The organism is Paenibacillus sp. J31R122, from assembly GCF_056269185.1.
Window position 1 is genome coordinate 503,018 of the sequence record NZ_JBWDNM010000002.1, and the last position, 22,127, is coordinate 525,144.

Annotated in this window: 29 protein-coding genes and 1 pseudogene; 2 read left to right on the forward strand and 28 right to left on the reverse strand. The window is 39.2% G+C overall.

The genetic code is table 11. The features are described 5' to 3' along the window. Window positions 1–53: 53 nt before the first annotated feature. The 3 genes from AC0YN7_RS05315 to AC0YN7_RS05325 are packed head-to-tail and all read right to left on the reverse strand — an operon-like array spanning window position 54 to window position 1,769. Complete coding sequence (locus tag AC0YN7_RS05315) at window positions 54–386, reverse strand: SRPBCC family protein (RefSeq protein WP_475808904.1); 333 nt, start codon at window positions 384–386, stop codon at window positions 54–56. Between the two features lie 40 nt (window positions 387–426). Then, complete coding sequence (locus tag AC0YN7_RS05320; protein ID WP_475808905.1) at window positions 427–969, reverse strand: DNA topology modulation protein; 543 nt, start codon at window positions 967–969, stop codon at window positions 427–429. Then, the gene (locus tag AC0YN7_RS05325; protein ID WP_475808906.1) at window positions 969–1,769 is read right to left on the reverse strand and encodes an inositol monophosphatase family protein; all 801 of its coding nucleotides are present in this window, start codon (window positions 1,767–1,769) and stop codon (window positions 969–971) included. Before AC0YN7_RS05325 ends, AC0YN7_RS05320 begins: the two co-directional genes overlap by 1 nt. A gap of 496 nt (window positions 1,770–2,265) precedes the next feature. Here AC0YN7_RS05325 and AC0YN7_RS05330 point away from each other — a divergent pair, with 496 nt between their 5' ends. Further along, the gene (locus tag AC0YN7_RS05330) at window positions 2,266–2,637 is read left to right on the forward strand and encodes an iron chaperone (RefSeq protein ID WP_475808907.1); all 372 of its coding nucleotides are present in this window, start codon (window positions 2,266–2,268) and stop codon (window positions 2,635–2,637) included. Window positions 2,638–2,761: 124 nt separating this feature from the next. Then, the gene (locus tag AC0YN7_RS05335) at window positions 2,762–2,902 is read left to right on the forward strand and encodes a hypothetical protein (RefSeq protein WP_475808908.1); all 141 of its coding nucleotides are present in this window, start codon (window positions 2,762–2,764) and stop codon (window positions 2,900–2,902) included. Between the two features lie 67 nt (window positions 2,903–2,969). Here the strand turns inward: AC0YN7_RS05335 and AC0YN7_RS05340 are convergent, their stop codons facing one another. The 25 genes and pseudogenes from AC0YN7_RS05340 to AC0YN7_RS05460 all read right to left on the reverse strand — a co-directional run bounded on the left by AC0YN7_RS05340 (window position 2,970) and on the right by AC0YN7_RS05460 (window position 22,123). After that, complete coding sequence (locus tag AC0YN7_RS05340; RefSeq protein WP_475808909.1) at window positions 2,970–3,731, reverse strand: aminoglycoside adenylyltransferase domain-containing protein; 762 nt, start codon at window positions 3,729–3,731, stop codon at window positions 2,970–2,972. A 104-nt stretch (window positions 3,732–3,835) separates the two neighbouring features. Beyond that, a complete protein-coding gene (locus AC0YN7_RS05345; RefSeq protein ID WP_475808910.1) occupies window positions 3,836–4,570 on the reverse strand; it encodes a DUF3105 domain-containing protein in 735 nt (244 codons plus the stop codon). A gap of 62 nt (window positions 4,571–4,632) precedes the next feature. After that, complete coding sequence (locus tag AC0YN7_RS05350; protein ID WP_475808911.1) at window positions 4,633–5,493, reverse strand: M56 family metallopeptidase; 861 nt, start codon at window positions 5,491–5,493, stop codon at window positions 4,633–4,635. After that, on the reverse strand, window positions 5,490–5,906 hold the full coding sequence (locus AC0YN7_RS05355) for a BlaI/MecI/CopY family transcriptional regulator (RefSeq protein WP_475808912.1): 417 nt from the start codon (window positions 5,904–5,906) through the stop codon (window positions 5,490–5,492). The genes AC0YN7_RS05350 and AC0YN7_RS05355 overlap by 4 nt, the downstream gene beginning before the upstream one ends. Before the next feature lie 122 nt (window positions 5,907–6,028). Further along, complete coding sequence (locus AC0YN7_RS05360; protein ID WP_475808913.1) at window positions 6,029–6,496, reverse strand: hypothetical protein; 468 nt, start codon at window positions 6,494–6,496, stop codon at window positions 6,029–6,031. A 34-nt stretch (window positions 6,497–6,530) separates the two neighbouring features. After that, a complete protein-coding gene (locus AC0YN7_RS05365) occupies window positions 6,531–7,346 on the reverse strand; it encodes a GNAT family N-acetyltransferase (RefSeq protein ID WP_475808914.1) in 816 nt (271 codons plus the stop codon). A gap of 98 nt (window positions 7,347–7,444) precedes the next feature. After that, complete coding sequence (locus tag AC0YN7_RS05370) at window positions 7,445–7,954, reverse strand: hypothetical protein (RefSeq protein WP_475808915.1); 510 nt, start codon at window positions 7,952–7,954, stop codon at window positions 7,445–7,447. 18 nt (window positions 7,955–7,972) lie between these two features. Further along, window positions 7,973–8,605, reverse strand: coding sequence for a hypothetical protein (locus tag AC0YN7_RS05375; protein ID WP_475808916.1), 633 nt, complete (start codon window positions 8,603–8,605; stop codon window positions 7,973–7,975). 61 nt (window positions 8,606–8,666) lie between these two features. Beyond that, window positions 8,667–9,548 carry a class I SAM-dependent methyltransferase gene (locus AC0YN7_RS05380; protein ID WP_475808917.1) on the reverse strand — a complete coding sequence of 294 codons (882 nt, stop codon included), beginning with the start codon at window positions 9,546–9,548 and terminating at the stop codon, window positions 8,667–8,669. A gap of 26 nt (window positions 9,549–9,574) precedes the next feature. Beyond that, window positions 9,575–10,126, reverse strand: coding sequence for a 2'-5' RNA ligase family protein (locus AC0YN7_RS05385; RefSeq protein ID WP_475808918.1), 552 nt, complete (start codon window positions 10,124–10,126; stop codon window positions 9,575–9,577). 79 nt (window positions 10,127–10,205) lie between these two features. Continuing rightward, on the reverse strand, window positions 10,206–10,631 hold the full coding sequence (locus AC0YN7_RS05390) for a GNAT family N-acetyltransferase (protein WP_475808919.1): 426 nt from the start codon (window positions 10,629–10,631) through the stop codon (window positions 10,206–10,208). A 156-nt stretch (window positions 10,632–10,787) separates the two neighbouring features. Next, window positions 10,788–11,453 (reverse strand): annotated as a pseudogene (locus tag AC0YN7_RS05395) (HAD family hydrolase); the annotation flags it as partial. Between the two features lie 51 nt (window positions 11,454–11,504). Beyond that, window positions 11,505–11,804 carry a hypothetical protein gene (locus AC0YN7_RS05400; protein WP_475808920.1) on the reverse strand — a complete coding sequence of 100 codons (300 nt, stop codon included), beginning with the start codon at window positions 11,802–11,804 and terminating at the stop codon, window positions 11,505–11,507. A gap of 123 nt (window positions 11,805–11,927) precedes the next feature. Then, a complete protein-coding gene (locus AC0YN7_RS05405) occupies window positions 11,928–13,214 on the reverse strand; it encodes an ABC transporter substrate-binding protein (RefSeq protein ID WP_475808921.1) in 1,287 nt (428 codons plus the stop codon). Between the two features lie 40 nt (window positions 13,215–13,254). Beyond that, entirely contained in the window at window positions 13,255–14,415 is a 1,161-nt protein-coding gene (locus AC0YN7_RS05410; protein WP_475808922.1) for an efflux RND transporter periplasmic adaptor subunit, read from the reverse strand. A gap of 27 nt (window positions 14,416–14,442) precedes the next feature. After that, entirely contained in the window at window positions 14,443–15,276 is an 834-nt protein-coding gene (locus tag AC0YN7_RS05415; RefSeq protein WP_475809118.1) for a carbohydrate ABC transporter permease, read from the reverse strand. Window positions 15,277–15,333: 57 nt separating this feature from the next. Next, window positions 15,334–16,212: a carbohydrate ABC transporter permease gene (locus tag AC0YN7_RS05420; protein WP_475809119.1), complete on the reverse strand. Its 879-nt coding sequence runs from the start codon at window positions 16,210–16,212 to the stop codon at window positions 15,334–15,336. A gap of 134 nt (window positions 16,213–16,346) precedes the next feature. Further along, window positions 16,347–17,456 carry a sensor histidine kinase gene (locus AC0YN7_RS05425; protein ID WP_475808923.1) on the reverse strand — a complete coding sequence of 370 codons (1,110 nt, stop codon included), beginning with the start codon at window positions 17,454–17,456 and terminating at the stop codon, window positions 16,347–16,349. Next, window positions 17,449–18,144, reverse strand: a complete 696-nt coding sequence (locus AC0YN7_RS05430) for a response regulator transcription factor (protein WP_475808924.1) — start codon at window positions 18,142–18,144, stop codon at window positions 17,449–17,451. Before AC0YN7_RS05430 ends, AC0YN7_RS05425 begins: the two co-directional genes overlap by 8 nt. Window positions 18,145–18,184: 40 nt before the next feature. Next, complete coding sequence (locus AC0YN7_RS05435) at window positions 18,185–18,706, reverse strand: VanZ family protein (RefSeq protein ID WP_475808925.1); 522 nt, start codon at window positions 18,704–18,706, stop codon at window positions 18,185–18,187. 144 nt (window positions 18,707–18,850) lie between these two features. Then, window positions 18,851–19,675 (reverse strand): hypothetical protein, encoded by an 825-nt coding sequence (locus AC0YN7_RS05440; protein ID WP_475808926.1) that lies wholly within the window; start codon window positions 19,673–19,675, stop codon window positions 18,851–18,853. A 189-nt stretch (window positions 19,676–19,864) separates the two neighbouring features. Then, a complete protein-coding gene (locus tag AC0YN7_RS05445) occupies window positions 19,865–20,377 on the reverse strand; it encodes an acyl-CoA thioesterase (RefSeq protein ID WP_475808927.1) in 513 nt (170 codons plus the stop codon). A 51-nt stretch (window positions 20,378–20,428) separates the two neighbouring features. Then, window positions 20,429–21,160, reverse strand: a complete 732-nt coding sequence (locus AC0YN7_RS05450) for a ZIP family metal transporter (RefSeq protein WP_475808928.1) — start codon at window positions 21,158–21,160, stop codon at window positions 20,429–20,431. Between the two features lie 32 nt (window positions 21,161–21,192). After that, window positions 21,193–21,720: an NUDIX hydrolase gene (locus AC0YN7_RS05455; RefSeq protein ID WP_475809120.1), complete on the reverse strand. Its 528-nt coding sequence runs from the start codon at window positions 21,718–21,720 to the stop codon at window positions 21,193–21,195. 52 nt (window positions 21,721–21,772) lie between these two features. After that, a complete protein-coding gene (locus tag AC0YN7_RS05460) occupies window positions 21,773–22,123 on the reverse strand; it encodes a glyoxalase superfamily protein (RefSeq protein ID WP_475809121.1) in 351 nt (116 codons plus the stop codon). Between the last annotated feature and the right edge of the window lie 4 nt (window positions 22,124–22,127).

Consider the following 22,127-nt stretch of genomic DNA (forward strand, 5'->3'; position numbering starts at 1 on the left):
AATACAATCCGCTCTGCAATCCATCCCAGTACGCCTAACGGAGCTTCAAAATATTAGGTGTCCTTCATGATCGTACCTGTATCGGATGCCTGGAATTCATGAACATGCCTTAAGCTCTTAAAAGCACCTTTCTGCGTCTCATCAACGAACAAAAATGGTGCATCATATTCAGTAATTTTCGATGTAAGCCTTTGTCTAACTCCAAAATGCGTAGCCTCAAAGGTGACGAGCTCTCCGGCTTTAATAGTTCCAGAAGTTACACCAGCAACGGCTTTCTCCCTCGTATGCTTCCAAACTGTCTGTGTGTGTATATCGATATTACGCGCCATATCAAAGCATTCTTCAATAGATACATTAATCTTGATATGTGTGGATACAACGACCATCTTCTCTATATCCTCCGTATTTCCTATATGTAAAATGGTTCTATTGTGCTAGTTCAACCTGCTCTTGCAGCTGTTGAAGCAGTGTTCTTACTTCTTTGCGAGACCGTACGATAAATATCTTCTTTTGCTTATCAAATTGCTCTATCTTCTTCATGATTCCGGGTCTATTCCGATGCTTAAAGTTCCATATCCATCGAATGAAAGAACCGTCAAGCTGCTCAGGGCACAACTCATTCAGGTCTACTCTTGTGCGTCCGTGATATTGAACTCTTCTCTTCAGCACCCTATAAATGCAGAGCAGACGCGGCATGTCCATAAAAATAACAGCATCCGCGCGCTCTAGCCGCAGGTCCAAGGTTCTCGAATAATTCCCGTCCATGATCCACTCATCTTCAGCTGTGAACTTGCGTATAACTTCATCCCATTCATCCTTTGGCGTTGCAATCCAATTTGGCTGCCAATAATAGCGATCCAAATGTATGACTGGAATATTCATTATACTATTCAGCTTTTTCGTCAAAGTAGACTTCCCTGCCCCTGCCGAACCAATAATGATGAGGCGCTTTATTTTATGAATAGACATTATCTAAGTCCTTCCTTGACCATTTGTATGAAATAATCTTTGTGATCTGCATGACACGCAATCAAATACGGCTGCTCGATCATCCCAGCAAACGGCTGTCCCTCATAATCAATGATAATTCCTCCAGCTTCCTGCACCATGAGTATGCCGGAATACAGGTCCTCACCCTCTGAATTGTACAATATAATACCATCCAGATCCCCTCTAGCTAACATACACCACTGCAGAGTTGGTGCCCACAAACGCATCATTCTCTTTGTGTTCACATCAATATAGTGACGCAGCTTAACGGCTTTCGGATTATTTTGCACGTTATGTCCTTGAATCCAACCAACCCTTGCTTTCACAAAAGGTTTCGCTCTGTTCATAGAAATAGCTACGTTGTTACAACTAGCGCCCTCCGTAGCAATTGTAGTATATAGGCGGTCTGTAATTGGCTCATAAATGACGGCTAGTACAGGTATACGTTTGTATAATAAGGTAATGGATACTGCGAAAAGTGGCATTCCAATAGCAAAGTTATTCGTCCCGTCCAGAGGATCGACAAGCCACATCCAATCACTCTGAACAGCGTTATCCCCACATTCTTCCGATCTAATGCGATGATCAGGGAACAGTAGTTTTATTTTGCGTAAAATAATCTCTTCTGCCATATGATCGACTTCTGTTACGATATCACCGTGAATATCCTTCTCATCATACTGCGTAATCGTTCCAAAACGTTCACGAAGCAATCTTCCAGCCTCATAAGCTGCCGCTATTGCTACTTCTCGTGCCATACGAACGATTGATATTTCCATACAATTCTCCCCTTTTGAATGAATCTCTACAATTCTTTAGTTATTTATCAAGATTAATAATTTTATAATTCGTCTTTTGATTTAGAAATGAAGCAGTTAAACTGCGCCATTTATTACGGCCACAGATAAAAAGTAGTTTAATGTCTTGTCACTTGTTTCTTTTACTTTCTAACTGATAAACTTCCCATCCCCCTTTATGTAAATTAAATATTTGCTTAGCTACTGCTTTCCCAATTCCTTATTTCCTATATTTCTCCTCTATTCAACTTCATAGATTCACCTGCTCATTTAAATCACTTCTGTTTCCGCTTATCAATTATACCTTTATTTCATAATATGGAATATAAATATAGGTTCACAATATCTGAACCAACTCAGTACAGCTCCGATTTTTTCTGTAACTTTTAAATATAGTTTGATAAAAAATAGCCTCTTCGGGTATGATGCCTGTAAGAGGTTATTTCATTAATATTTTTTTAGTTTAGGAGAGAACAAAATGGAAGTATTTTCAGAGTATTTAGCAAAGATTGATAACCCCCAACATCTGGAAAGAACGGAAGAAGTTTTGTCTTGGGTAGCTAAGACATTTCCAAATTTAAGGCCCAAGATTGCGTGGAATCAGCCCATGTTTACCGATCACGACACATTTATTATTGGCTTTAGCGTAGCCAAACAACATTTGGCTGTTGCCCCTGAAAGTGCAGGGATTAATCATTTTTCTGATGAAATTGTGCAGGCGGGCTATGATCACACGAAGCAGTTGATGCGTATCAAGTGGAATAGTCCAGTTGATTTCTCATTACTTGAGAAAATGATTACGTTTAATATTTTTGATAAGGCAAATTGTTCAACTTTTTGGCGAGAATAAAAAATCAGATTATTAGGGATTCAATTAATTTTAATCAAACTTTATTCTAAACCAACACTTTCCTTAAATATCTGAATCATTTCCTCTCACTCTGTTTATGCTATACAAGTTGGAGGTGATGATTATGACAGGTAGAAATAATAAGCCCAAAAATGACGGACCTGCTTCAAGTCCATCCCGTTTAGATCAATTCGGCGATAAGTTAGCTGAGGATACTGGCTCTGCTCCAATGAAGGAAAACAAAGACAACAATAAGAGCTGCTAAGTACTTATTTGACGAAAAAAACGGCATTTCAGAAATACCATTCTGAAATGCCGTTTTGAACTACCTTCTATCTGATTGATTTTGTTATTTCATCACTCATATAATCAGCAAAGCTCGTTAATTTCTCAATACTAAACACGGTGTCTTCTGTGATTCCAACATATTCATTTAGACATAGTTGGATGGTCTGATGATACTCCGAGGGCAATACACGTATGCCCCATTCTCCGCCTTCTTTTTTAGAAGCGACTATACCCTCTTTCAGAAAGTAAAGAACTCGACAAAGATTAAGTGTATAGTAGACAGGCTTATCAATTATGTCGTTTGAAGCATTTTCTACGTCCGAGAAAATGGATGATAAATAAAATTGCTCGTCAATCGGCTTAAATACATCTCGAACAGCTTTGCCGTATAATGCAATACCACGGTGATAGGTAACAACAATATGTGCTGCCAAGTCTGGGTCTTCAAATCCTCCACAAATGTAATTCTCATCGGATACATATTTTTCTCGATGATAGTCAGAATAGTGAAACTCAAATGGAGTCGGATACAAAAAGTCTTGTAGACACGCTTCTAAAATAATGCTAACCTCAATTCCACCTTCATTAGGCAAGCTCTCATGGATTTTTAGAAGCTTTTTTGCAATTCGCTTACAAATGTCTGTTGATAATTTTTCATGTGCAACAATCAATAGATCAATATCACTTTTACATGGATTAAAACAACCCATTGCCAACGAGCCGTGTAAATATACTCCTATCAAATTGTTGTCCATTTCCTCTTTAAACAAATCTACAACTTTATCCAAATTATGTGGAGTGCTCATGGATACCCACCTCTAAATGATTCTTTATCCATTGATTATATTTGGGTAATTTTAACTCGTCAATGAAACAAAGATTGCATTCGATTCATGTACAATATTATAAATTACATCGTTCCTCCGCCTCGACGGATTTGAGGAGGTATCACTTCAGGTCCTTTATTGATGTAGGTAAATATAAATGTACCAATCTTCTTCTCATCAATACTTTCAAGCTCCATCGTCTTCGTCCATGCTGTGACTACAATTTCCTTGCCCGTTGGGATATTTTCATTCGGAACGGCTAAAATACCAGCCCCGGCTTCTGTGTATTTAGTGAAATACTCGAGCTGCTTGAGCTTAACAGGGTCCGCATCAGCACGATAATTAATGATAATATCTCCATGCTCCAAATTATGAACTAACATCTCATTAGTAGGCTTCTCCTTATAGAAACCAAATTTCAAATCATGTGGACTATGAGTACCTGATGTAGGTATCTTCATTTCATACTGTACGGGATCAGTAGAATGTTCTGCACCATAATATTTATCTTCATTCACTTCGATCGGAGCATTGAAATTCAATGACTTCACATCATACTTGCCATCTGTTTCCTGGACTAAGTAAATGATAGAAATCACGATAGACATGCTAATTAAAATATGACCGAGTATTTTGCTGTTCTTCCTCCTTTGTCTTCGCTGAAATATTTCATCTATTTTTAACCGACTGATGTTTTCTTTCTTTAGCTTTGCAGCGTACCAATAACAAATTATCGCTAAGATAAATATCAATCCAATAACATAAAGCAATATGGATGTGGAGCTAGTCTCTTGATGCATTCCAATATGTGAATTCATAATAATTAGTTCACTCTCCTTTTATCAACACTACTCCTCGTAGTGTATCGTCTCAAAAAAAACTATGTGATTGCCAACACAATCATGCTCATAAATAATAGCAGGACATGAATAGAGATCACGATAGCTGAAGTTTTTAACTTCACAGGAATGCTGCTCTTTGGTTCCACTAATTGTTGCAGTCTGTAATTAACCGTTCTATCCGCAAAATGAGCCAAGATAGGAGCTGTACGATCATCGAAGTAGTTATTAATCAATTTCAATAATGCGCTGCCCAAACCTAGCTCGGATCCGGTTTTCTTAATCGCGTATTCATCTGCCGATAGTTCGCTAATAATCTTATAGTTTTCATACGTCCACTTCGTAAGTGGTATAAACCAAAGCGTCTGCGATATGATTTGTAGCATGAAAATCTTGATGGAATCATAGTTTTTTTGATGAAAGGTTTCGTGCTCGATAACTGCCTCCAGCTCATGTTCGTCAAGTATATGGATTAATGCGCTTGAAAGCACGATGAGCGGTTCTCTAAAACCTAGCGTAAACGCCATAAATTGATCATGATCAATGATCATTATGTTTTGTTTTTGTAATCGATACTCTGCTTCAATATGATCAGTTAACGCTATATTTTGAAGGGACAATAACTTACTCTTAAACCTTCTAGATAATACTAATTGCTGAATAGCTTTGATCACTGTGAGCAATACTGAATGAGCAATGAGTGCGTTCAAAAGTATGATCATCATAAAATAATAAAACGAGTTTTCTTTAAACAGGCTTAAGCAAAACTTGAATATATTCATCTTCAAACTAATACCGAACATAAGATGAGCTAAGTACATCCCCATTTGGACCCAGACAAAAACGGCGACAAATACACTTATCGAAAAAACGAAAGAAGATTTTTTTCTCCAGATCATCATTGTTTTTCCTTTTTTAACTGTTGAATTTTGTGATCAAGCTTATCGAGCAAATCCTTATCTACATCTTTTAAGGCATCAATCAGATGAGTAATGACAACTCCACCGAATTCATCAAGCAGATTTTCTGTCAATTTTTTGGACTGCTGCTCGATAAAATCTTGCTTCGATTGAGTGGCACGGAAAAGCGATAGTCTTCCATGAAGTCGTTTCTCCAAAATCCCCTTATCAATCAATCGATTCATTACAGTCATGACGGTGTTAAAATTGATGGGCTTGTCCTTCTCCAAACGTTGTTGAACTTCCTTAATACTCAGCTCTTCCGCTTCCCATATAAAATCCATGACTTTGGCTTCTAATGATCCAAAGAAACGATTCAATCCTACCTCACCATATTTAAATTTATTAATTTCCATACAAGCCTCCTTACACTACACATTATAGTGTAGTCGCTAATCCATTTCAACATAAACAATCTAGAATTGATTACCATGCTATGCGCTTGCTAATCCCGCTCCAACTATAATCAATCTATTCTTTATTCGTTTGGTAATTTGCTTAATGTTACGATATCCCCGTTTCTGGTTACATAAAATACGCCTTCTTCTTTAGAGATTTTGCCTTTCAAATTACTCTCAAACTCCACATTATCATCAAAGTTCACGTAGCTTCTTGAAAGTGAAACTTGTCTAATAGCTGCGTTATCTTTAACAAATACGAGTTGGAAAATAGCATCACTAAATTTAATCGAATCACTTACTTTTTTCATATGCTTTATATCCGTATCTTCTCTTGGATCTGAGTATGGACCATAGATACGAACCTCATCCCATTCAAAGCTAGTTACATCCTTAAATGCGATAATATCACCATCACTGCTTTTAGTGATTAGATCTTTAAAAGGTTGCTCGCTAATTATTTTGGGATAATCCTTAAAAACAATTAATATGGTTCCCACTATACAAATTACAACAAGTAAAAAAATACCGATATATTTCTTTTTCATGTTTGTAAAATCTCCGTTTATCTGTTTATTTTGATTACGATTGCTCCGTCCAATTTGTACGAACATAAGCGATCTTCATACCAACACGATCCATATTTCGATGACTTTGTGACATAAATGAACATTGAGCTACCACTCGTGTACAACCATTTTGAATGGCCATTTCAATCCGTTTTCGCAGTAACTGTTCATGAAGACCATGATTACGATATTGCGGTAAGGTTGCGGCAAACGTAAGTGATGCAGTATCCTTATCCATATACATGACCCCAACTGCAGCTGGTTCATTATCTATATAGGCCATATAAAACTTCCAACCATTTCGATTATGGAGAATTCGATTATTCTGTGCGACATGTGGTATGCCATCATCAGATAAGCCTGTCCCTCTACAATGAATCGTAGCATAGAGTTCGAACTCATTTTCACTAATTTCCGTTATGTCTATCTGAGGTGAAGGGGTTTTGGTAACATAATCATTTGTGTGTAAATACATGGAGGTATGAAATCCCGATTGATACATTCCAAGCTGGGATAACGTACTTAGAAGCTTTCCATCAACCGTTCCGGGTACAACCTCAATTTGAGGTTTACGTGATCTATCCCGATAGAACGCTATAATCTCTTCAAGCGCATTTACATGATGGGATCGAATACCTTTTACCGTGTTAAAGGAAGCCCATGGCATCGTTCCACTATAAAAGCACACAGCATCCTCAATTCTCAGCATTTCAATCCCTTCAGGATTTCCTTCCCTACTTTGAATGGCTGTCATCCGGTCTATCATATAATTTATTTCTGATTGTTCAATTTCATATAGAAATTGTTCTGTCAAAGGACTTTTATCCAAAAAAACTACCTCCAGCTTTCATTTTCATATTTCACACAAATTACGGAATTGTTGAATCAGGAAATAGACTCCTATTCATCGATTGATGTGCCCTTCAGTTACCCAATAGCCAGCTCATAAAATTCATCCGGATGCTGATTAATATAGCAATTCATATTACTGATAGTAGTAGCTGCAGCTTCTACATACTTTTCATATAGTATTCGTACATTTTCAGTCAGCTTTTCATTTCCCTCTAGATCAGAAGGAGATGCATTTCTCCATGTACCGTCTGGTTCAGATAGTTCTGCTTCAAGCACTGAATGGGTTAGATCATAGATTTCCAACAAAGCATTATCTTGAAAAAACTGTGCACATTTTCGCAATAGCGGCCATCCTTTTAAATCACGAATAAAATAATAAGCGTACCAATACAGCTCTGCACTCGATTGAACATGATTGTGATAAGCATAAAACATATACAAAGCTTTTTGTGCCTCACTAAGCTCATTATAAATGGCTGCCTTCACGGCAGGAGCTTTAGCTCGAGATTGAATAAGCGCTGGTTCTATGCATAACCACGATAACCGCTCACTATTCAACTCGTCTTCTTTTAATTGTACAAGCATATATTCCTCCTTTTCTGATCAAAAACGAGCGACCTCAATTTGAAAACGGATAGGCTGCTTCGTTCCATTAACGCCATGGTTCTCATCAATTTTCTGAGTGAAGATGATGTTATTTATTGTTCGTTTCTTATGCGGTTTTACTTCAATATATTGAAATTCAAGATTATCATCAAATGAATCCATGAATGGGAGTTGTGGTTTAAGCTTTAATAATACCTCTTTGCCGTAATTAAAAATTGTCAATGAACATGATACTTCGACTAATCCATTATTCGTACGAAAGCTGCAAGTACTTTCTTTACTGGAGTAATCGAATGAAGTATCACCTGTTGCATTGTGCTTCACGGCAAACATCAGTTTCTCAGAAGCGATGGGGTAAGTATTAGCGAATACGACACAACCAACAATAACCATCAAGAATACTGAAGGATACTTACTTCTGTATCCGATGACGACCCAAATCAAACCATATGCAAATAACAAAAAAGTAAATAGGACAGTAAAGTGAAGTCCGGTATCCCCTTTCCCACTCCATGGATTTAATCCAAGCAGCCGAACAAAATCATCACCCAGCGATGTTCCGAGATGATGTGGAAAAGAGAGCAGTAGCGAAACAATAAGGACTATAAGAGCAATAATAGGACGTTTCATCTGATTAACCTTTTAACGAATCGATGACCTGTTATATCAAAACCCATTCTCAAATCACTCCTTACTTCTTAGGTAGCGTACCAAACGTAATTTTCAACGTAGGTGCGAACACGAAGTGCTCTTCCGTACCTTGTTTGTTAAAGTGTGATGCGAAAAATAATTCCTTCTCATACTGCTGCTCCGCTTCTTGCTGTGTAAGCCCCCGGCTCATTAAATTTTCAATAACAATTAAACGCTCTCCAGGCATACCACCAATCCCATCTTCAGTTAAAGATTTATAGAGATTCTCATCTCTGGATTTTGGATTGTAATAATTGACCTTATCGCTTACTCTACACTCAATTTGGGATAATCCCTGCTCGCTCATCATTTGCGGAAGCTTAATCCCTATATTGCCATCCTTGCCGGTGCTCGTTGTATCCATTTCAAATAAGCGCTGCAGGATACCAAGTGATATCCCATCTGATTGTTCAAATCCACTACAATATTGATTAGCCATTGCGGAGATCCAATTGGACTCGAAACAAATCACCTTCCCACTATATTTAACGCTGTTAATCATTTTATTTAATGTGGTTAAATGATCATTCATATGCATAAGAAAAGCGTGGCATACCGCAAGATCATATTTCCGTACAGGTTCATACTCATTAATATCTACCTCAGTGAAGGTCGCGTCATAAGGCAGTTTGCTAAACAGCTCAGTTGCTTCCTTAATAAGCTTCTCTCCTCGATCCAACCCCGTATAGGAGGAGCCTTGAGGCAGCAATTCCATCAGCTTTAATCCCATATACCCATAGCCACACCCAAAGTCGATAACATTAACAGGCTGATCGATCTTCCACACATCTCTAACTAAAAAGCGTAAATAATCATCGTTCAAGTTTAAAGCTCTTGTTCGCTTTAAGTACTCTATTCGGGTATCCCAGTAATCAACACTCATGTCGGTCACACCATTTCTTTGATGTTTTATTTAAAAACTACTTCCTTAATCGTAGTACTACTAATACAGCTTCCGCCGTCGTACTGAAGATGAACCAAACCAACAGACTCGATCGACGATTTAAACGGTTTGAAGTGGTTCAAACAACAAGCCATTGCCCTTGTCATTTGTAATTTAGTTAACTGAATGGCCAATGTGCAATGAGGACTCCACCTATCAGGTGTATAATGGACATGAGCAGATTTAGAGAAAGCTTCGAAAGCCTCATAATAATTGCGATGCAGATGAAACAATTCGCTAGTCATTGTGGGAGCCGCAAACACCGTGTTTGTAGATGGAAATGTGGCAATGCTATCAAAAGAAACAGTAAACTTCTCTTGTCCGCTCATATGCTCATCCAGCTGTTTGTTATAGGCTTCCAAATCCTCAATCTGATCATATACAGCCACAGTTATATGAGGACGCAGATCTTGAATATTCAACATAGTAGACGTTATATGTAAGTCCTTTAACTGCTGCCAGCTATCCTTAACATAATGGTTAAGCTCCGATCCAAAAAACAACTCTAATGCATACATGGGTTATTCTCCCTTCGCACTTGCTGATCATTTCACATAAAGCATCATTATGTACAGTTACATCCATTTAGTCATTTCTTTATGTATTTCTTGTATGATCTGGTGCTCTTCTAAGAAATCGTTTTTGGTCCCTAACAAACTCATACTGCTCGTATAACTCATGTGCATCTCTCGTGCCTAAAAGCCCCATTAAATGATTGAAACGATCTGATTGCGTAATGAACTCGACCAGCTTCTTCCCTAGACCAAGTCCACGGTGGCTTTCCTCAATAAACACATCACATAGCCAATACATTGTTGCATCATCAGTTACTAACCGCGCGAACCCAACTTGTACACCCGTTTTGTAAATTCCGTAGCATACTGAGTTGTCAATTGATTTATCAATAGTTGCCTCATGACGTGTGCTCGCCCAATAACTTTTAGCTAAAAAAGCTTTAACTTGATTGCGATCGATGAGCTCTTTGTCGTCGCTTATCAAATAATCATTGTAGTAAAGTTCCATATAATCCCCACCTCTTTTTAATTGGACTAGCAGCGCTCGTTAGAACAATCGTATTGTCCTTCATAAGACGAACCTCAATCTATTTTTGATTGGTCTCGTTATTTGATCAAAATCATCACTTTCTGAGATATTCTAATAATTGTTTCAATGTTCTCACTTTGTACAGCGGCTGCACCTGAAGGTCTTCTCTCCACGTCTGATTGACTTCCATCCATATAGTGTCCATACCTGCCCTCGATGCCCCGTCAATATCATTCATAGGATGATCCCCTACAAAGATGCACTCTTTAGCTGGTAATTCTAACTGCTGTAGGGCGATATCAAAAATTTGCTTGTTTGGCTTCTTTACCCCAGCGCTCTCGGAGATGACTATGGAATGAAAATATGGCTTGATATTCAGTTGTTCAATTTACCATCCTGAATGATATGCCTCCCGTTCGTAATAAGCCCAACTTTATATTTGCTGCTGCACCATTTCAATAGCTCAATGGCATCCTCCATCAAGATTGCACTATTTACATAATTTTTTGTATAAAATTCTATTAGCTCGTCATGCTGTGGCCTCTGATGCCATGGCAATTGTTCAAGCAACTCACTGAACAACTTTACTTTATCCTTGTAGCCATCCTCATCTAACTCGATAATTTTTGCAACAAGTTCATCATGATCAGCGTATGTAGCATGTTCAAAATACAGATGTATGAACTTCTGTGCAAAAAGCTCAAATGTTCTAGTACGATCTAATAGTGTATTGTCCAGATCAAAGATGATTGCTTTATGATCCATGAGTGACATCGCTTCTTTTTCAGTATCAGGTATCATGATAAACCCTCCATTAATGGTTATAGATACTTAATTCTTCTAGCCGCTCTATTACATCGAAAAATCATAGTTCACTAACTTTCCAGTTTCGATTTTTGTCTCCATGATACGCAATAAATGTGCTCCGATTGCTTCCGTTGATTGTAGTCTCCCAGTTTGATAAGCTTCTTTAAAGTAACCAGCCATTTCAAATTGCTCATCATTTTTGCTTCTAGCGTGCAATTGCATTTCTGTCTCTACCATCCCTGGAGTGACAGCCAAGATTTCTATTAGATTCACCCTTATAATACTAAAAATCTCAACTTTTGTGTAAACTTGTTCTCGATAAGATTTTTCATCCTTATATCTCATTGTCACCACTCCCAATGTAATAGCAATCGGCTTCGTTAATGATCATTCGATTATTTTATTTTCCATGTTGATAGCTTTAAAAAAAGCAGCGCAAGAAGTGCGCTGCTTCTACCTCAATATTTGCTACTCGTTTAAATAGGTTGTCACCTTGTTCTGGATCAGCTTGGCTACTTCCTCCGCAGTCTTTTGTTCGCTAAAGAATGCTCTGGACTCATCTCCTATAATGACAATCGCTGTACTTACCATCGCATAGTTATCCGTTGTACTAATGAGCTGTTTGAACTGAGTAAATTGTTCGTCCGACACCTTGGGTGTTTTCCCGTCTTCAAGCTTGTACTTTCCACTTTTAACTTGTTCCTGAATGTCGTTCAGCTGCTTCTCATTCACAGATTTAAGCAGTGAAAATCCTTCTCTCTCTTGCAGGGATTGCCCCTCATCGGATAACAGGAAGGCAATAAACTTCCAAGCCTCCTCTTTAACAGGAGATTTGGCTTGAATCCCAAACCGAGATTGGGGGATAAACCTCGTTCCACCTTTTTGTTCTGGTTTTTGCAGCAGCTTCGGATTTGAGAAGAATTGATGCAGAACATTGATAAAGTCTGCCGGCGATCCCAAATCGATAAAAGAGAACATTTGCTTGCCTATATCCGCCGCTTCGGAAGTCATGACTTTATTATCGTACATTTTTTTAATTTGTTTCATCACTTCCACGAATAAGGGAGAGTCGAACTTTGCCTGTTTCGCTGTATGATCAACGAACTCTGAGTATCTATCCAACATCATTCCTTGAAGGAGGTATTCCGGCGGGTCTCCCGCTAAAGCGTAGCGGTGTTCCGTGCCCTTCCCCCCCAGATTCTTCGAAATCTCTTCAAACTCCTTCCAGGTCCAGTTCTTATCGTCAACATTCGCGTCCTTAAGAAGGTCCCCATCGCCTACAAACGCCCGCAGGGAGAACCATAAAGGCATGGCATACATACCGCCATTATGCTTCAACACATCCAAAACGTTCATTTGCAAATCGCTTTTATTCAGTGTTTTGTCTTGCTCGATGAAATCATCCATGTTCAGGAGAATCTTTTTGCTCACATAATTGTCGATAGGCAAATAGCTTATATCGAAGATATCCGGACCCTTCCCTGATAGCAGCGCTGCATTCGTCGTTTTTTGGTATTTTTCATAATCATCTGTGATCTGAATTTGCAGATCGATGTCGGGATACTTTTCTTCAAACTTTTTCTCTCCTGTCTGAATAAATGCGCTCGGTTGTTGCATAGACAAAGTAACAACTGTTTTCCCCTCTTTGATTACCGGTTTCCCCGTACTTGCCAATTCCTCGCTACCTCCTGAACTGCATGCGGTCGTTGTCGTGATTAAAATACCAATAAATATTATACACAGCCACTTTTTCATTGTATGAATTCTCCTATCATTTTATCGTATACATGCTTAACTATTGCAGACGAACACGGTTTCCGTCTTGTAAAGGCTCGCTACTTTCCATAATAATCAGGTCATCTTCATAAAGACTATCCGCTTGAATCAGCGTTTCTTTGTCATTCGTTTCACTAGAATGAATTCGGACTTTACGGGCAATAGAGACATTGCCTAATGCACCCCTTTGCAAGTCTATTTTATAAACAAATATGCCGTCATGGTCCTGATGAATTGCCTCGTTGGAGATGACCAATCCCTCTTGCTGTGAGCGTTTCTCAAGTTTGATCCTTGCCTGCTCACCCCCTTTCAGCTCGGAATTAACGACCTTAATACTAAGAGCCTTCTGAGGGATCGTTAGGGTCTGGCTCGCATTTTTACCAGATGAGCTCTCGGTACGCGGTTGTGCATTCGCCACGACATCAATCGTGCCGTCAATCATAATGGTCTGTTGCCCTTGGACAGTATGTACCTGAACCTCTATCTTCTCTCCGCTTGAAATCCCTAAGCTGGACAAAAGCGTTGAATCGGCAGAAATTTCCAATCGATAACCAAGGCTGCTGTTCGAAATAAGAACATCCGGTTCTCCTCCTGATGCTAACCCTTCAATGGCATTCAATTTTGTTAAAATACCATCGAAAGGGGCGGTGATTTCCTGTTGACTGGTCAGACGGTCTCTCAACTCGTTGACTTTACGTTCCTGCGTGCCTAGATCAAGTTTACTCATATCGATATCGCGTTTTACCTTCCGAATCTGGAGTTCGTCCCCTTCCATGATTGACTGGACGTACTGATCCTGAATATTCAGCAGCTCGATTTTCTGCTTGTCCAAGTTGGTTATTTCATCTTTCAATTCTCGTTCGGCGGTTTTGCTGTCATAAATGATTAGTTTCTGTCCCTTCTTCACACGATCCCCTTCTTTTACAAGAATCTTTCCAACCTTCCAGCCGGCAGGGTTCGATAATCTGGCTTCGGCGACTGGTTGCAGCATACCGCTGCCTTCGATCGTAAATAAAAGACTTCCGTTAGCCGGCTTTTCCGTTCTCACTTTCGGCAAAGTCAGTGACTGCAGCGTGTTGCTGAACAATGTAAAAAAGATTAAACATCCCAAAAAAACAATGAAAATAACTTGAATGCTTCGTTTGCGCTTACGATCACCCAGTTCTTTTTCTAATTCCATATCCCGTCTTTCTCCTTTTCACAAAAATTATCCCTTAATGCCAGAAGACAATTGAATGCCTTCAATGAAATACGTTTCGGCATCCAGAAACAGCAGCACCATCGGAGCCATGTAGAGCATGGATGCAGCGAAAGCAACCCCCGGCTCACCATTGATCCTAGATAAAAAAACCGATAGCGGCTGCTTGAATGGATCATCCAGAAAAATAAGCGGTTGCTCCACCATATTCCAATAATCGACGAACAAGAGGATGACAAGCGCGGCCAGACCCGGTTTGATCATCGGAATAATAATTTTGTAGAAAATTCGCAAATGTCCAGCTCCGTCCATCTTAGCCGCTTCGATGTAGGCATATGGAATATCCAGCATGAACTGCCTGAGCATAAACACACCGAAAGCTGCGAAAATTCCAGGTAATATTATTGCATTCGGACTATTCAGCAGACCAAGCTTATCCACCATAATATAATTCGGAACTAGCGTCACTTGGAATGGCATGAGCATCGTCAAGACATAGACGAGAAACAAGTGATCCCGACCGCGAAATTGCAGCTTGGAGAACGCGTACGCAGCAAGGGCTGCTACCAGAGTTTGCCCTGCGATGATCGGCACCACCATAAATACCGAATTCCAGAACATCGCCAGATATCTAGGGCTGTCCATCAACACCTTTCCATACTGCTCCAAGGTCACTTGATCCGGCAGCAATTTTAAATTCACAAAAGGATTTTCTCTCCCTGCAGCCGCTTTGTTCATCTGCCCAATGGGCCCATAATTGATGTCACTTTCTTGCTCTGTCATGAACGAATTTGTGAAAGTGATCACAATTGGGAATAATAACAGGACTGCTATAGCGACCATGACGACCGTTAACGCACTTTTTTTCAATACTTCGGTAACAAGCACAGCGACTTCCTCCTATTCCATGAACTGCCGATGCCGGCGTTCAAGAGCAAACAATCCCATAACGATCAGAAGGATACAGCCGACCATCAAGGTCGCCGCCGCAGTCAGCTTCTGAATATCCAACGAGGTGAACATGTTGTTCATATAGTGCTGCATCATGTATATACTGTCATGCGGATAATCGCCTGCGATCAAATACGTTTCCCGAAATACTTTAAACGAGTTAAGGATCGACATGATGACTACAAAGAACATGGTGGATATTAAATAGACAAGTGTAATACTGCCAAACTGCCGTAAACGCCCTGCCCCTTCAATTTGGGCGGTTTCGTAATAATCCTTCGGGATTTGCTGCAGTCCCGCCAAGAATAAAATCACGTTATAGCCAATGTTCTTCCATAAATAAACGACAATGATTACATTTCTGGCCGCATCGGTCTTCATCCAATCCACACGTTCGATTCCAAAGCCACTCAGCCATGCATTCAAGGAGCCATTCCAATCGAACAGTATCTGCCAGATGAGAATAATTGAGGCGACTGGAACGACAAGCGGCAGCACATATGCAGTCCGCAGCCATTTGCGAAGATATATATTTTTATTCAACAGCATTGCCAAAGCTAACGACATCGCAAGTATAAGCGGAACACTAACCACGCTAAAATAAAACGTATTGGATGACGCTTTTCGGAAGGAATTGCTTGCAAGTAACTCGCGGTAATTTGCCAATCCTACAAAATGGCTGTCTACCGTACTATCCATAAACGAATAGAACACCCCCATCGCAAACGGAATAAGGTAGAACAGTGCAAACCCGATAACGCTCGGTGCCAGAAACATCAAAGCCGTTGAAGCATCCTTGCGAATCCATTCTTTTATTTTTTTCTTCATAATGATGACATGCCAAAAACCCCACTTCTTCATTCACAGCTCTCTCCTCCCATTCATACATTTAGAATAGGGCAGACTGTTAAATAAAGAAGTGGGGTAATTATAAAATTTTCCTTAAATACTCAACTTAAACGTTAACTGAGTGTTTCAGAACCGATTTTTTGCGGGAAACGGACTTCAAAAAGCGTTCGAATTAAACTGCTTTGAGCCGAAATGGTGCCTTGATGCTGCTCCACAATATTCTTCGCAATAGACAGGCCAAGGCCAGTGCTCCCCTCACGATGAGTTCGCGCTTGATCGCCCGTAAAAAACATATCGAAGATATGCGGCAGCTCTTCCGGGGGAATATGATCTCCATAATTGACCACTTGAATCACCACATTTTCTGCATCAAAATTGCAATTAATGTCTATATACTGGCCATCATTTCCATAGCGAATGGCATTCGTCAGTAGATTTTCAAATACGCGTGCCAAAAGCTCACCGTCACCCCTAATAGTCATATGCGGAGTCACATTCAATCGGGATTCCAGGTTATTTTTCTCAAAAACAGGGTATAGCTCCTCAGTTAATTGGATGAGAAGCTCACTCAGATCGATTGGTTTTTTTTCAATAGTAAGCTTTCCATAGTTCATTCGAGTGATTTCGAATAGCTCGTCAATGAGCTTTTCTAAACGTTGAGACTTGGTATAAGCAATGCTCGTATAGTGATTGATTTGTTCTGCAGTGAGTTGATCATCCTGAAGAATGAAATCCAAATAACCTAAAACCGAAGTCAACGGCGTACGCAAATCATGAGCCAAATTCAAGACCAATTGTTCCTTGCTGTATTCTGCAAAATCTCCTCTCTCCAAAGCTTGCTGCAATTTTTCACTTGCCAAATTGATGTCTCTCGCAATATCCCCGAATTCATCATTGGATGGAATATGTATACGATTGTTGAAGTCACCATTCGCAAGCTGATTAATTCCGCTGAATATTTCATTAAAATAAGCCGCATATCGTTTGGTGAGGAGAAAGAAAAACAAAAAAGAGAGAGGAATGAAAATAAGCATAAAGAAGTTAACATCCCCAATATCTCTCATAAAATAACGAATTTGAGTCGTTGGATATTCGATTTTGGTCGTATAATAATAGAGTTGGATAGCTTTATAGAGCATATAGGTAAGGACAGCGGAAAAAAGCATACTTAAACCAAAGAGTTGAATCATTTTAAATCGAAAGCTTCGGATCATTTTAGCCATTGAATGTATATCCCACCCCCCAAATTGTTTTAATCAGTTTGTTTTTATGAATGTCTTCCCCGAGCTTCTTCCGCAAGGTACGAATATGTACCATGACCGTATTGCTGCCTTCATAGTATGCATCGCCCCATACCTGTTGAAAGATGTTTTCCGCACTATAGACTTTCTTTGGATGACTGGCTAGCAGATACAGAATATCATACTCTTTTGGAGTTAGTTCAATTGGCTTGCCGTAAAGGAATAATGTGCGTTCTTCGGGATAGATGACCAATCCTCCTGCCTCCAAAGCAAGCTTACTCGCTTGCGTGGGTTGATTAAACTGCGTGGAACGTCTCAGTTGAGCATTCACACGAGCAACCAATTCCATCGGGTTGAATGGTTTGGTCACATAATCATCCGCTCCACTTACCAGCCCTGTAATCTTATCAAGGTCCGTCGCTTTGGCACTTAAAAAAATAATAGGCAGATGATGCTGAGCTCGAATTTGTCTTGTAACTTCATAGCCATTCAGTTTAGGCATCATAATATCTAAAATTGCTAAATCAATGGAATGTGTCTGAACAGTTGAAATAGCTTCCTGCCCATCAGCTACTTTAATGCAGAAGTAACCCTCTTTTTTTAAATGCAGCTCAATTAGATCGGCAATCTCTGCCTCATCATCTGCTATCAGAATTGTGATTGGCTTCATTCGTTCCACCCCGTATTGCGTTAGTATGGCTTTAATTGTATCAGATAGGCCTACCTCTTGCTTGGATAACTCTTGATGTAGCTACTAACTGAGCGACTAATTTGAAAATAATGAAACCGATCAAGCCGCCACTAGAGTTCAGTATGAGATCATCGACATCAAAACTTCCGATAGAGAATAAGACCTGTGCGCTTTCTAAGATTAAACTTAAACCTAACGAAAGTGTGAATGCGCCTATAAAAGAGATTTTCCCGTTTCTTAACATTAAACCAAGCAAAATACCAAATGGTATGAATATCACGAAATTCCCAACCAAGTTAATTAGGCCATGACTCGATATACCATGAATCGTTCTGGATATTTCTTTAAAGGGAATCAGATTGCCTTTATTAAATTGCCTGCTGATAGAATCAGGGTTCCCTAGACTCAGCTTGAGCTGCTGCCAGAGAAATCTCATATTAATTGAGCCGAACTTAAATAGTATAATTTTGAATAACGCGTACACATATAGTGCAAAAAGCAATTGGATTATGATATCATTCAACATTTTCTTATGTTTCATATGTCATCCTCACATTCACTATACTCTTGAGTCCTGATCAGCAAAAAAACCACTTCTTCATTCATAGTTTCCTCCTAACCATGCATTCACTCTAGGATAAGTAAAACTATTTAAAAAGAAATGGGGTTAAAAATAAAATTTTTCTTAAACTTCTACATCATTGAGGGTAAGCATACAAACCGCAGCCTGATTGTTTTCCTGCTGTAACTGATAATACTTCAACAGCTCATTTGAGATTTTTCCAATACCTAGCTTACTGGCCACCTCAAGCGCGGGCTCATAATTTTCATAGTTCATATATTTTAAAATAAGCTTTCGCTTTTTGTTTTTCGAGCAATGGCTATAATAAATAGCCCACATGATCGTTTCATTATCTATCGATACTTGGTCAATCTGCTCCGGCAGATCATCTTCGATTAATAGCGCTATAACTTCAGCGATTCGATTCTGAAGTTTTTTTTCGGATAAAATCGTTTGTACCCAGCTTGTAATCAGACTGTTTTTCAAAGGGTAGTTTAATAGCAGATCAATGACTTGCTCGACATGTTCCGATTGCTCAATTAACCATTGTATATCTTCAGCTTGAAGCTGTTGACCTCTTAGTGCAGCTGTGAAAACCTGTTTCAACTCATCGCTACCGAAATTAATAATATACTTATATAAGGAAAATAGGCTTTTCATTTGCAGCTTGTTGAAGGGCTCGGAAGATGCACGTTTTTTTAGTATTCGCAAGAAGATTTGGATGCATTGTATTCGTTGAAACTTCTTATTAGATTCCAAATCATCAACAATTAACTGGGTTAGATAATGAATCGATTCATGATCGAAAGCAATAGATTGCAAGAGCTGCTTCTCTTTAATGATATCACCGGTATTAACTATGAACTTCCCGATAAATTTATTCGGAACAAATTCCATGCGAGCTCGTTCAAGCTGCTCGATTTGCTGTATCAAATGATTTTCGTCCATATAAGCGCCTCCCTATAATATGTCTACCTTCATTCTTATGTCCTAACATCGCTGCTAAGCCTATAGCTTAATTACGGTAAATTACCATATAATGTTGCACTATAGTCAAACCTACAAAAAAGCATGTTTAAATCGTAATAAACGAAGTAAACATGCTTTTGTAAATGTTATTACCGATTAAAAATGGTATCAGTCCCAAGGATTTAGAACGGTTAGAAATCCAGCGAATTTCTTACTTTCATCTCTGCGTGTTTTACGCAATTCTGCACGATGTGGAGCTGTTTCGAACAAGATCAACTCCTCCTCCGTCTCAGGTACAACAGCCGGTACGACTACCGGTTTTTTATCCTCATCCAATGCGACAAAAGTTAGGAAGGAAGTAGCAGCAACCTTCCGATCACCGACTAATAGATCTTCTTTAACAACCTTAACAAATACTTCAACTGATGTTCTGCCTGTCCATGATACGTACGATTCCAAACATACTGAGTCTGTAGGTCGTATAGGATGCAAAAAATCTACGGAGTCAGTAGATGCCGTCACGACAGATCTTCTGCAATGCTTTGTGGCGGATATTGAAGCAATATCGTCTATGTAAGCCATTAATTTGCCACCGAATAAAGTGTTGTGATTATTTACATCTGTTGGAAATACTCTTGCTGTTTTGTAGCATTTTGATTCACGCGAAAATCTTTGTTCCATTCCATTCTTCCCTTTCAAGTAAACACTTATTGATTTTTACATTACCTAAACTTACCCAAAAAAATAACTAATATAAATCATAACAAGAAGTCCGATGATAAAAGAATAGGTAGCGGACCTTTCATACCCATGACCATGTGTCTCAGGGATAAGCTCTTTGTACACGATGAATAACATCGCTCCTGATGCAAAGGCAAGCCCATATCCGATCAATGACTCAATATAACTCGCTGCAAAATAACCGACTATCGCAGATACAACTTCCATTAAGCCAGTCAAAGTAACAAGCAGCATCAGCTTTACTTTGCTAACTTTGGAATGAATAAGAAATATAGCCAACACTAGACCTTCCGGCATGTTCTGAGCACCTATAGCGATAGCAACCATCGGACCGAGTGAGGAATTTTCACTAGCATAGCTAAATCCCGTACTTAAACCCTCCGGAATATTATGAATGAATAATGCGATAATGACAAGCAAAGATTTAGAATCAAAGGAATGAATACCGCGTTCATTTTCTACATCAATATGAGGGATGTTTCTTTCCAACAAATCCAACACGATGATTCCGACAAGTAGGCCTATAGTTAATGGTATGATACCTGATTCATTTAATGCTTGTGGTAAAAGTCCAAAAGTAGAGGCTGACACCATAATTCCGGCTGTGAAAGCGATAAGAACATCTTTCCATTTTTCGGACAAGCTTTTAACGAAAAGCAGCGGCACTGCCCCTAACACAGTTGCCATAGCTGATATGAAGCTTCCGACAAACGCCTCAATCATGTAAATTCTCCTTAACCTATAGATGTATACTCTCAGGTGCCTTTGTTATCGCGAACTTGCTTCAAAATCGAATAATCGCGCTCTCTAATGAACTTGCCTGCGTAATCATCAGTCTTATTTTGTTCCATTTTGGAAATAGCATCCTCTAGAGTAAACCATTGCAACGACAAACCATTAGCTTTCTCATCCTCCGTTAATGAGTTAGTCTGAAGTGTACCTCTTGTCATCGATTCAAAACAATAGGAAAATTGAATAAGCTCCTGTTCGTCCCGATACTCGATAACAAGCCCAATCTCATTGCCAATCTCTATATCTACTCCCACTTCTTCAAGCACTTCACGCTTTAGAGCATCATATATATGTTCATTAGCTTCAATGCCCCCGCCAGGCAGCTTATAATAGTTATGTTTCGTTACGTGGAGTAGTGCAATCTCATTACTGGTATTATAAACGACTGAACGTGCAGCTCTTCGAAACCAATAACGACTACCATTCCGATCCGTTTTTATCTTAGTGCTTAGTTTCAGATCAAGCTCGGTTAATTCTCTAATTAATTGCATGTTCACGATGATTATCCCTTCCTTGTTTCCGATGCTCGAGATTCATTGCTACTTATTTATCTGGCGTATAAAAATGCAGCTTATTTCCAAACGGGTCAGTCACACTAACCTCATTCCGTTCTTCGGATAAACCTGGACGTGCAAATTTATATTTTTTGGCTAGTAAATGCTGCTGCCACTGCATGGCATTATCTACTTCAATACGTATTGCGGAACCTGGATTACAATCTCCATAATGCTCAGTTAAATGAAGAGAGCATGACCCATTGGAAATCTGCATGTATAGCGGGAAATCCGCTTCATAACGGTGCTCCCAGTCTATTTTAAACTCCAGAAAATCAATATAAAATTCCTTAGCCTTCACTTCGTCCAATATTCGCAAAATCGGAATAATACTCTTCATATGC

What these genes read in the sequence shown, in the direction of transcription:
- AC0YN7_RS05400 (WP_475808920.1), bottom strand. Translation starts at nt 11,804, where the DNA reads ATGAGATATAAGGATGAAAAATCTTATCGAGAACAAGTTTACACAAAA.
- AC0YN7_RS05445 (WP_475808927.1), bottom strand. Translation starts at nt 20,377, where the DNA reads ATGGAACAAAGATTTTCGCGTGAATCAAAATGCTACAAAACAGCAAGA.
- AC0YN7_RS05455 (WP_475809120.1), bottom strand. Translation starts at nt 21,720, where the DNA reads ATGCAATTAATTAGAGAATTAACCGAGCTTGATCTGAAACTAAGCACT.
- AC0YN7_RS05415 (WP_475809118.1), bottom strand. Translation starts at nt 15,276, where the DNA reads ATGGTCGCTATAGCAGTCCTGTTATTATTCCCAATTGTGATCACTTTC.
- AC0YN7_RS05380 (WP_475808917.1), bottom strand. Translation starts at nt 9,548, where the DNA reads ATGAGTGTTGATTACTGGGATACCCGAATAGAGTACTTAAAGCGAACA.
- AC0YN7_RS05325 (WP_475808906.1), bottom strand. Translation starts at nt 1,769, where the DNA reads ATGGAAATATCAATCGTTCGTATGGCACGAGAAGTAGCAATAGCGGCA.
- AC0YN7_RS05405 (WP_475808921.1), bottom strand. Translation starts at nt 13,214, where the DNA reads ATGAAAAAGTGGCTGTGTATAATATTTATTGGTATTTTAATCACGACA.
- AC0YN7_RS05450 (WP_475808928.1), bottom strand. Translation starts at nt 21,160, where the DNA reads ATGATTGAGGCGTTTGTCGGAAGCTTCATATCAGCTATGGCAACTGTG.
- AC0YN7_RS05410 (WP_475808922.1), bottom strand. Translation starts at nt 14,415, where the DNA reads ATGGAATTAGAAAAAGAACTGGGTGATCGTAAGCGCAAACGAAGCATT.
- AC0YN7_RS05420 (WP_475809119.1), bottom strand. Translation starts at nt 16,212, where the DNA reads ATGAAGAAAAAAATAAAAGAATGGATTCGCAAGGATGCTTCAACGGCT.
- AC0YN7_RS05390 (WP_475808919.1), bottom strand. Translation starts at nt 10,631, where the DNA reads ATGGAACTTTACTACAATGATTATTTGATAAGCGACGACAAAGAGCTC.
- AC0YN7_RS05385 (WP_475808918.1), bottom strand. Translation starts at nt 10,126, where the DNA reads ATGTATGCATTAGAGTTGTTTTTTGGATCGGAGCTTAACCATTATGTT.
- AC0YN7_RS05430 (WP_475808924.1), bottom strand. Translation starts at nt 18,144, where the DNA reads ATGAAGCCAATCACAATTCTGATAGCAGATGATGAGGCAGAGATTGCC.
- AC0YN7_RS05440 (WP_475808926.1), bottom strand. Translation starts at nt 19,675, where the DNA reads ATGGACGAAAATCATTTGATACAGCAAATCGAGCAGCTTGAACGAGCT.
- AC0YN7_RS05315 (WP_475808904.1), bottom strand. Translation starts at nt 386, where the DNA reads ATGGTCGTTGTATCCACACATATCAAGATTAATGTATCTATTGAAGAA.
- AC0YN7_RS05360 (WP_475808913.1), bottom strand. Translation starts at nt 6,496, where the DNA reads ATGAAAAAGAAATATATCGGTATTTTTTTACTTGTTGTAATTTGTATA.
- AC0YN7_RS05370 (WP_475808915.1), bottom strand. Translation starts at nt 7,954, where the DNA reads ATGCTTGTACAATTAAAAGAAGACGAGTTGAATAGTGAGCGGTTATCG.
- AC0YN7_RS05320 (WP_475808905.1), bottom strand. Translation starts at nt 969, where the DNA reads ATGTCTATTCATAAAATAAAGCGCCTCATCATTATTGGTTCGGCAGGG.
- AC0YN7_RS05335 (WP_475808908.1), top strand. Translation starts at nt 2,762, where the DNA reads ATGACAGGTAGAAATAATAAGCCCAAAAATGACGGACCTGCTTCAAGT.
- AC0YN7_RS05350 (WP_475808911.1), bottom strand. Translation starts at nt 5,493, where the DNA reads ATGATGATCTGGAGAAAAAAATCTTCTTTCGTTTTTTCGATAAGTGTA.
- AC0YN7_RS05435 (WP_475808925.1), bottom strand. Translation starts at nt 18,706, where the DNA reads ATGAAACATAAGAAAATGTTGAATGATATCATAATCCAATTGCTTTTT.
- AC0YN7_RS05345 (WP_475808910.1), bottom strand. Translation starts at nt 4,570, where the DNA reads ATGAATTCACATATTGGAATGCATCAAGAGACTAGCTCCACATCCATA.
- AC0YN7_RS05340 (WP_475808909.1), bottom strand. Translation starts at nt 3,731, where the DNA reads ATGAGCACTCCACATAATTTGGATAAAGTTGTAGATTTGTTTAAAGAG.
- AC0YN7_RS05375 (WP_475808916.1), bottom strand. Translation starts at nt 8,605, where the DNA reads ATGAAACGTCCTATTATTGCTCTTATAGTCCTTATTGTTTCGCTACTG.
- AC0YN7_RS05425 (WP_475808923.1), bottom strand. Translation starts at nt 17,456, where the DNA reads ATGGCTAAAATGATCCGAAGCTTTCGATTTAAAATGATTCAACTCTTT.
- AC0YN7_RS05355 (WP_475808912.1), bottom strand. Translation starts at nt 5,906, where the DNA reads ATGGAAATTAATAAATTTAAATATGGTGAGGTAGGATTGAATCGTTTC.
- AC0YN7_RS05330 (WP_475808907.1), top strand. Translation starts at nt 2,266, where the DNA reads ATGGAAGTATTTTCAGAGTATTTAGCAAAGATTGATAACCCCCAACAT.
- AC0YN7_RS05460 (WP_475809121.1), bottom strand. Translation starts at nt 22,123, where the DNA reads ATGAAGAGTATTATTCCGATTTTGCGAATATTGGACGAAGTGAAGGCT.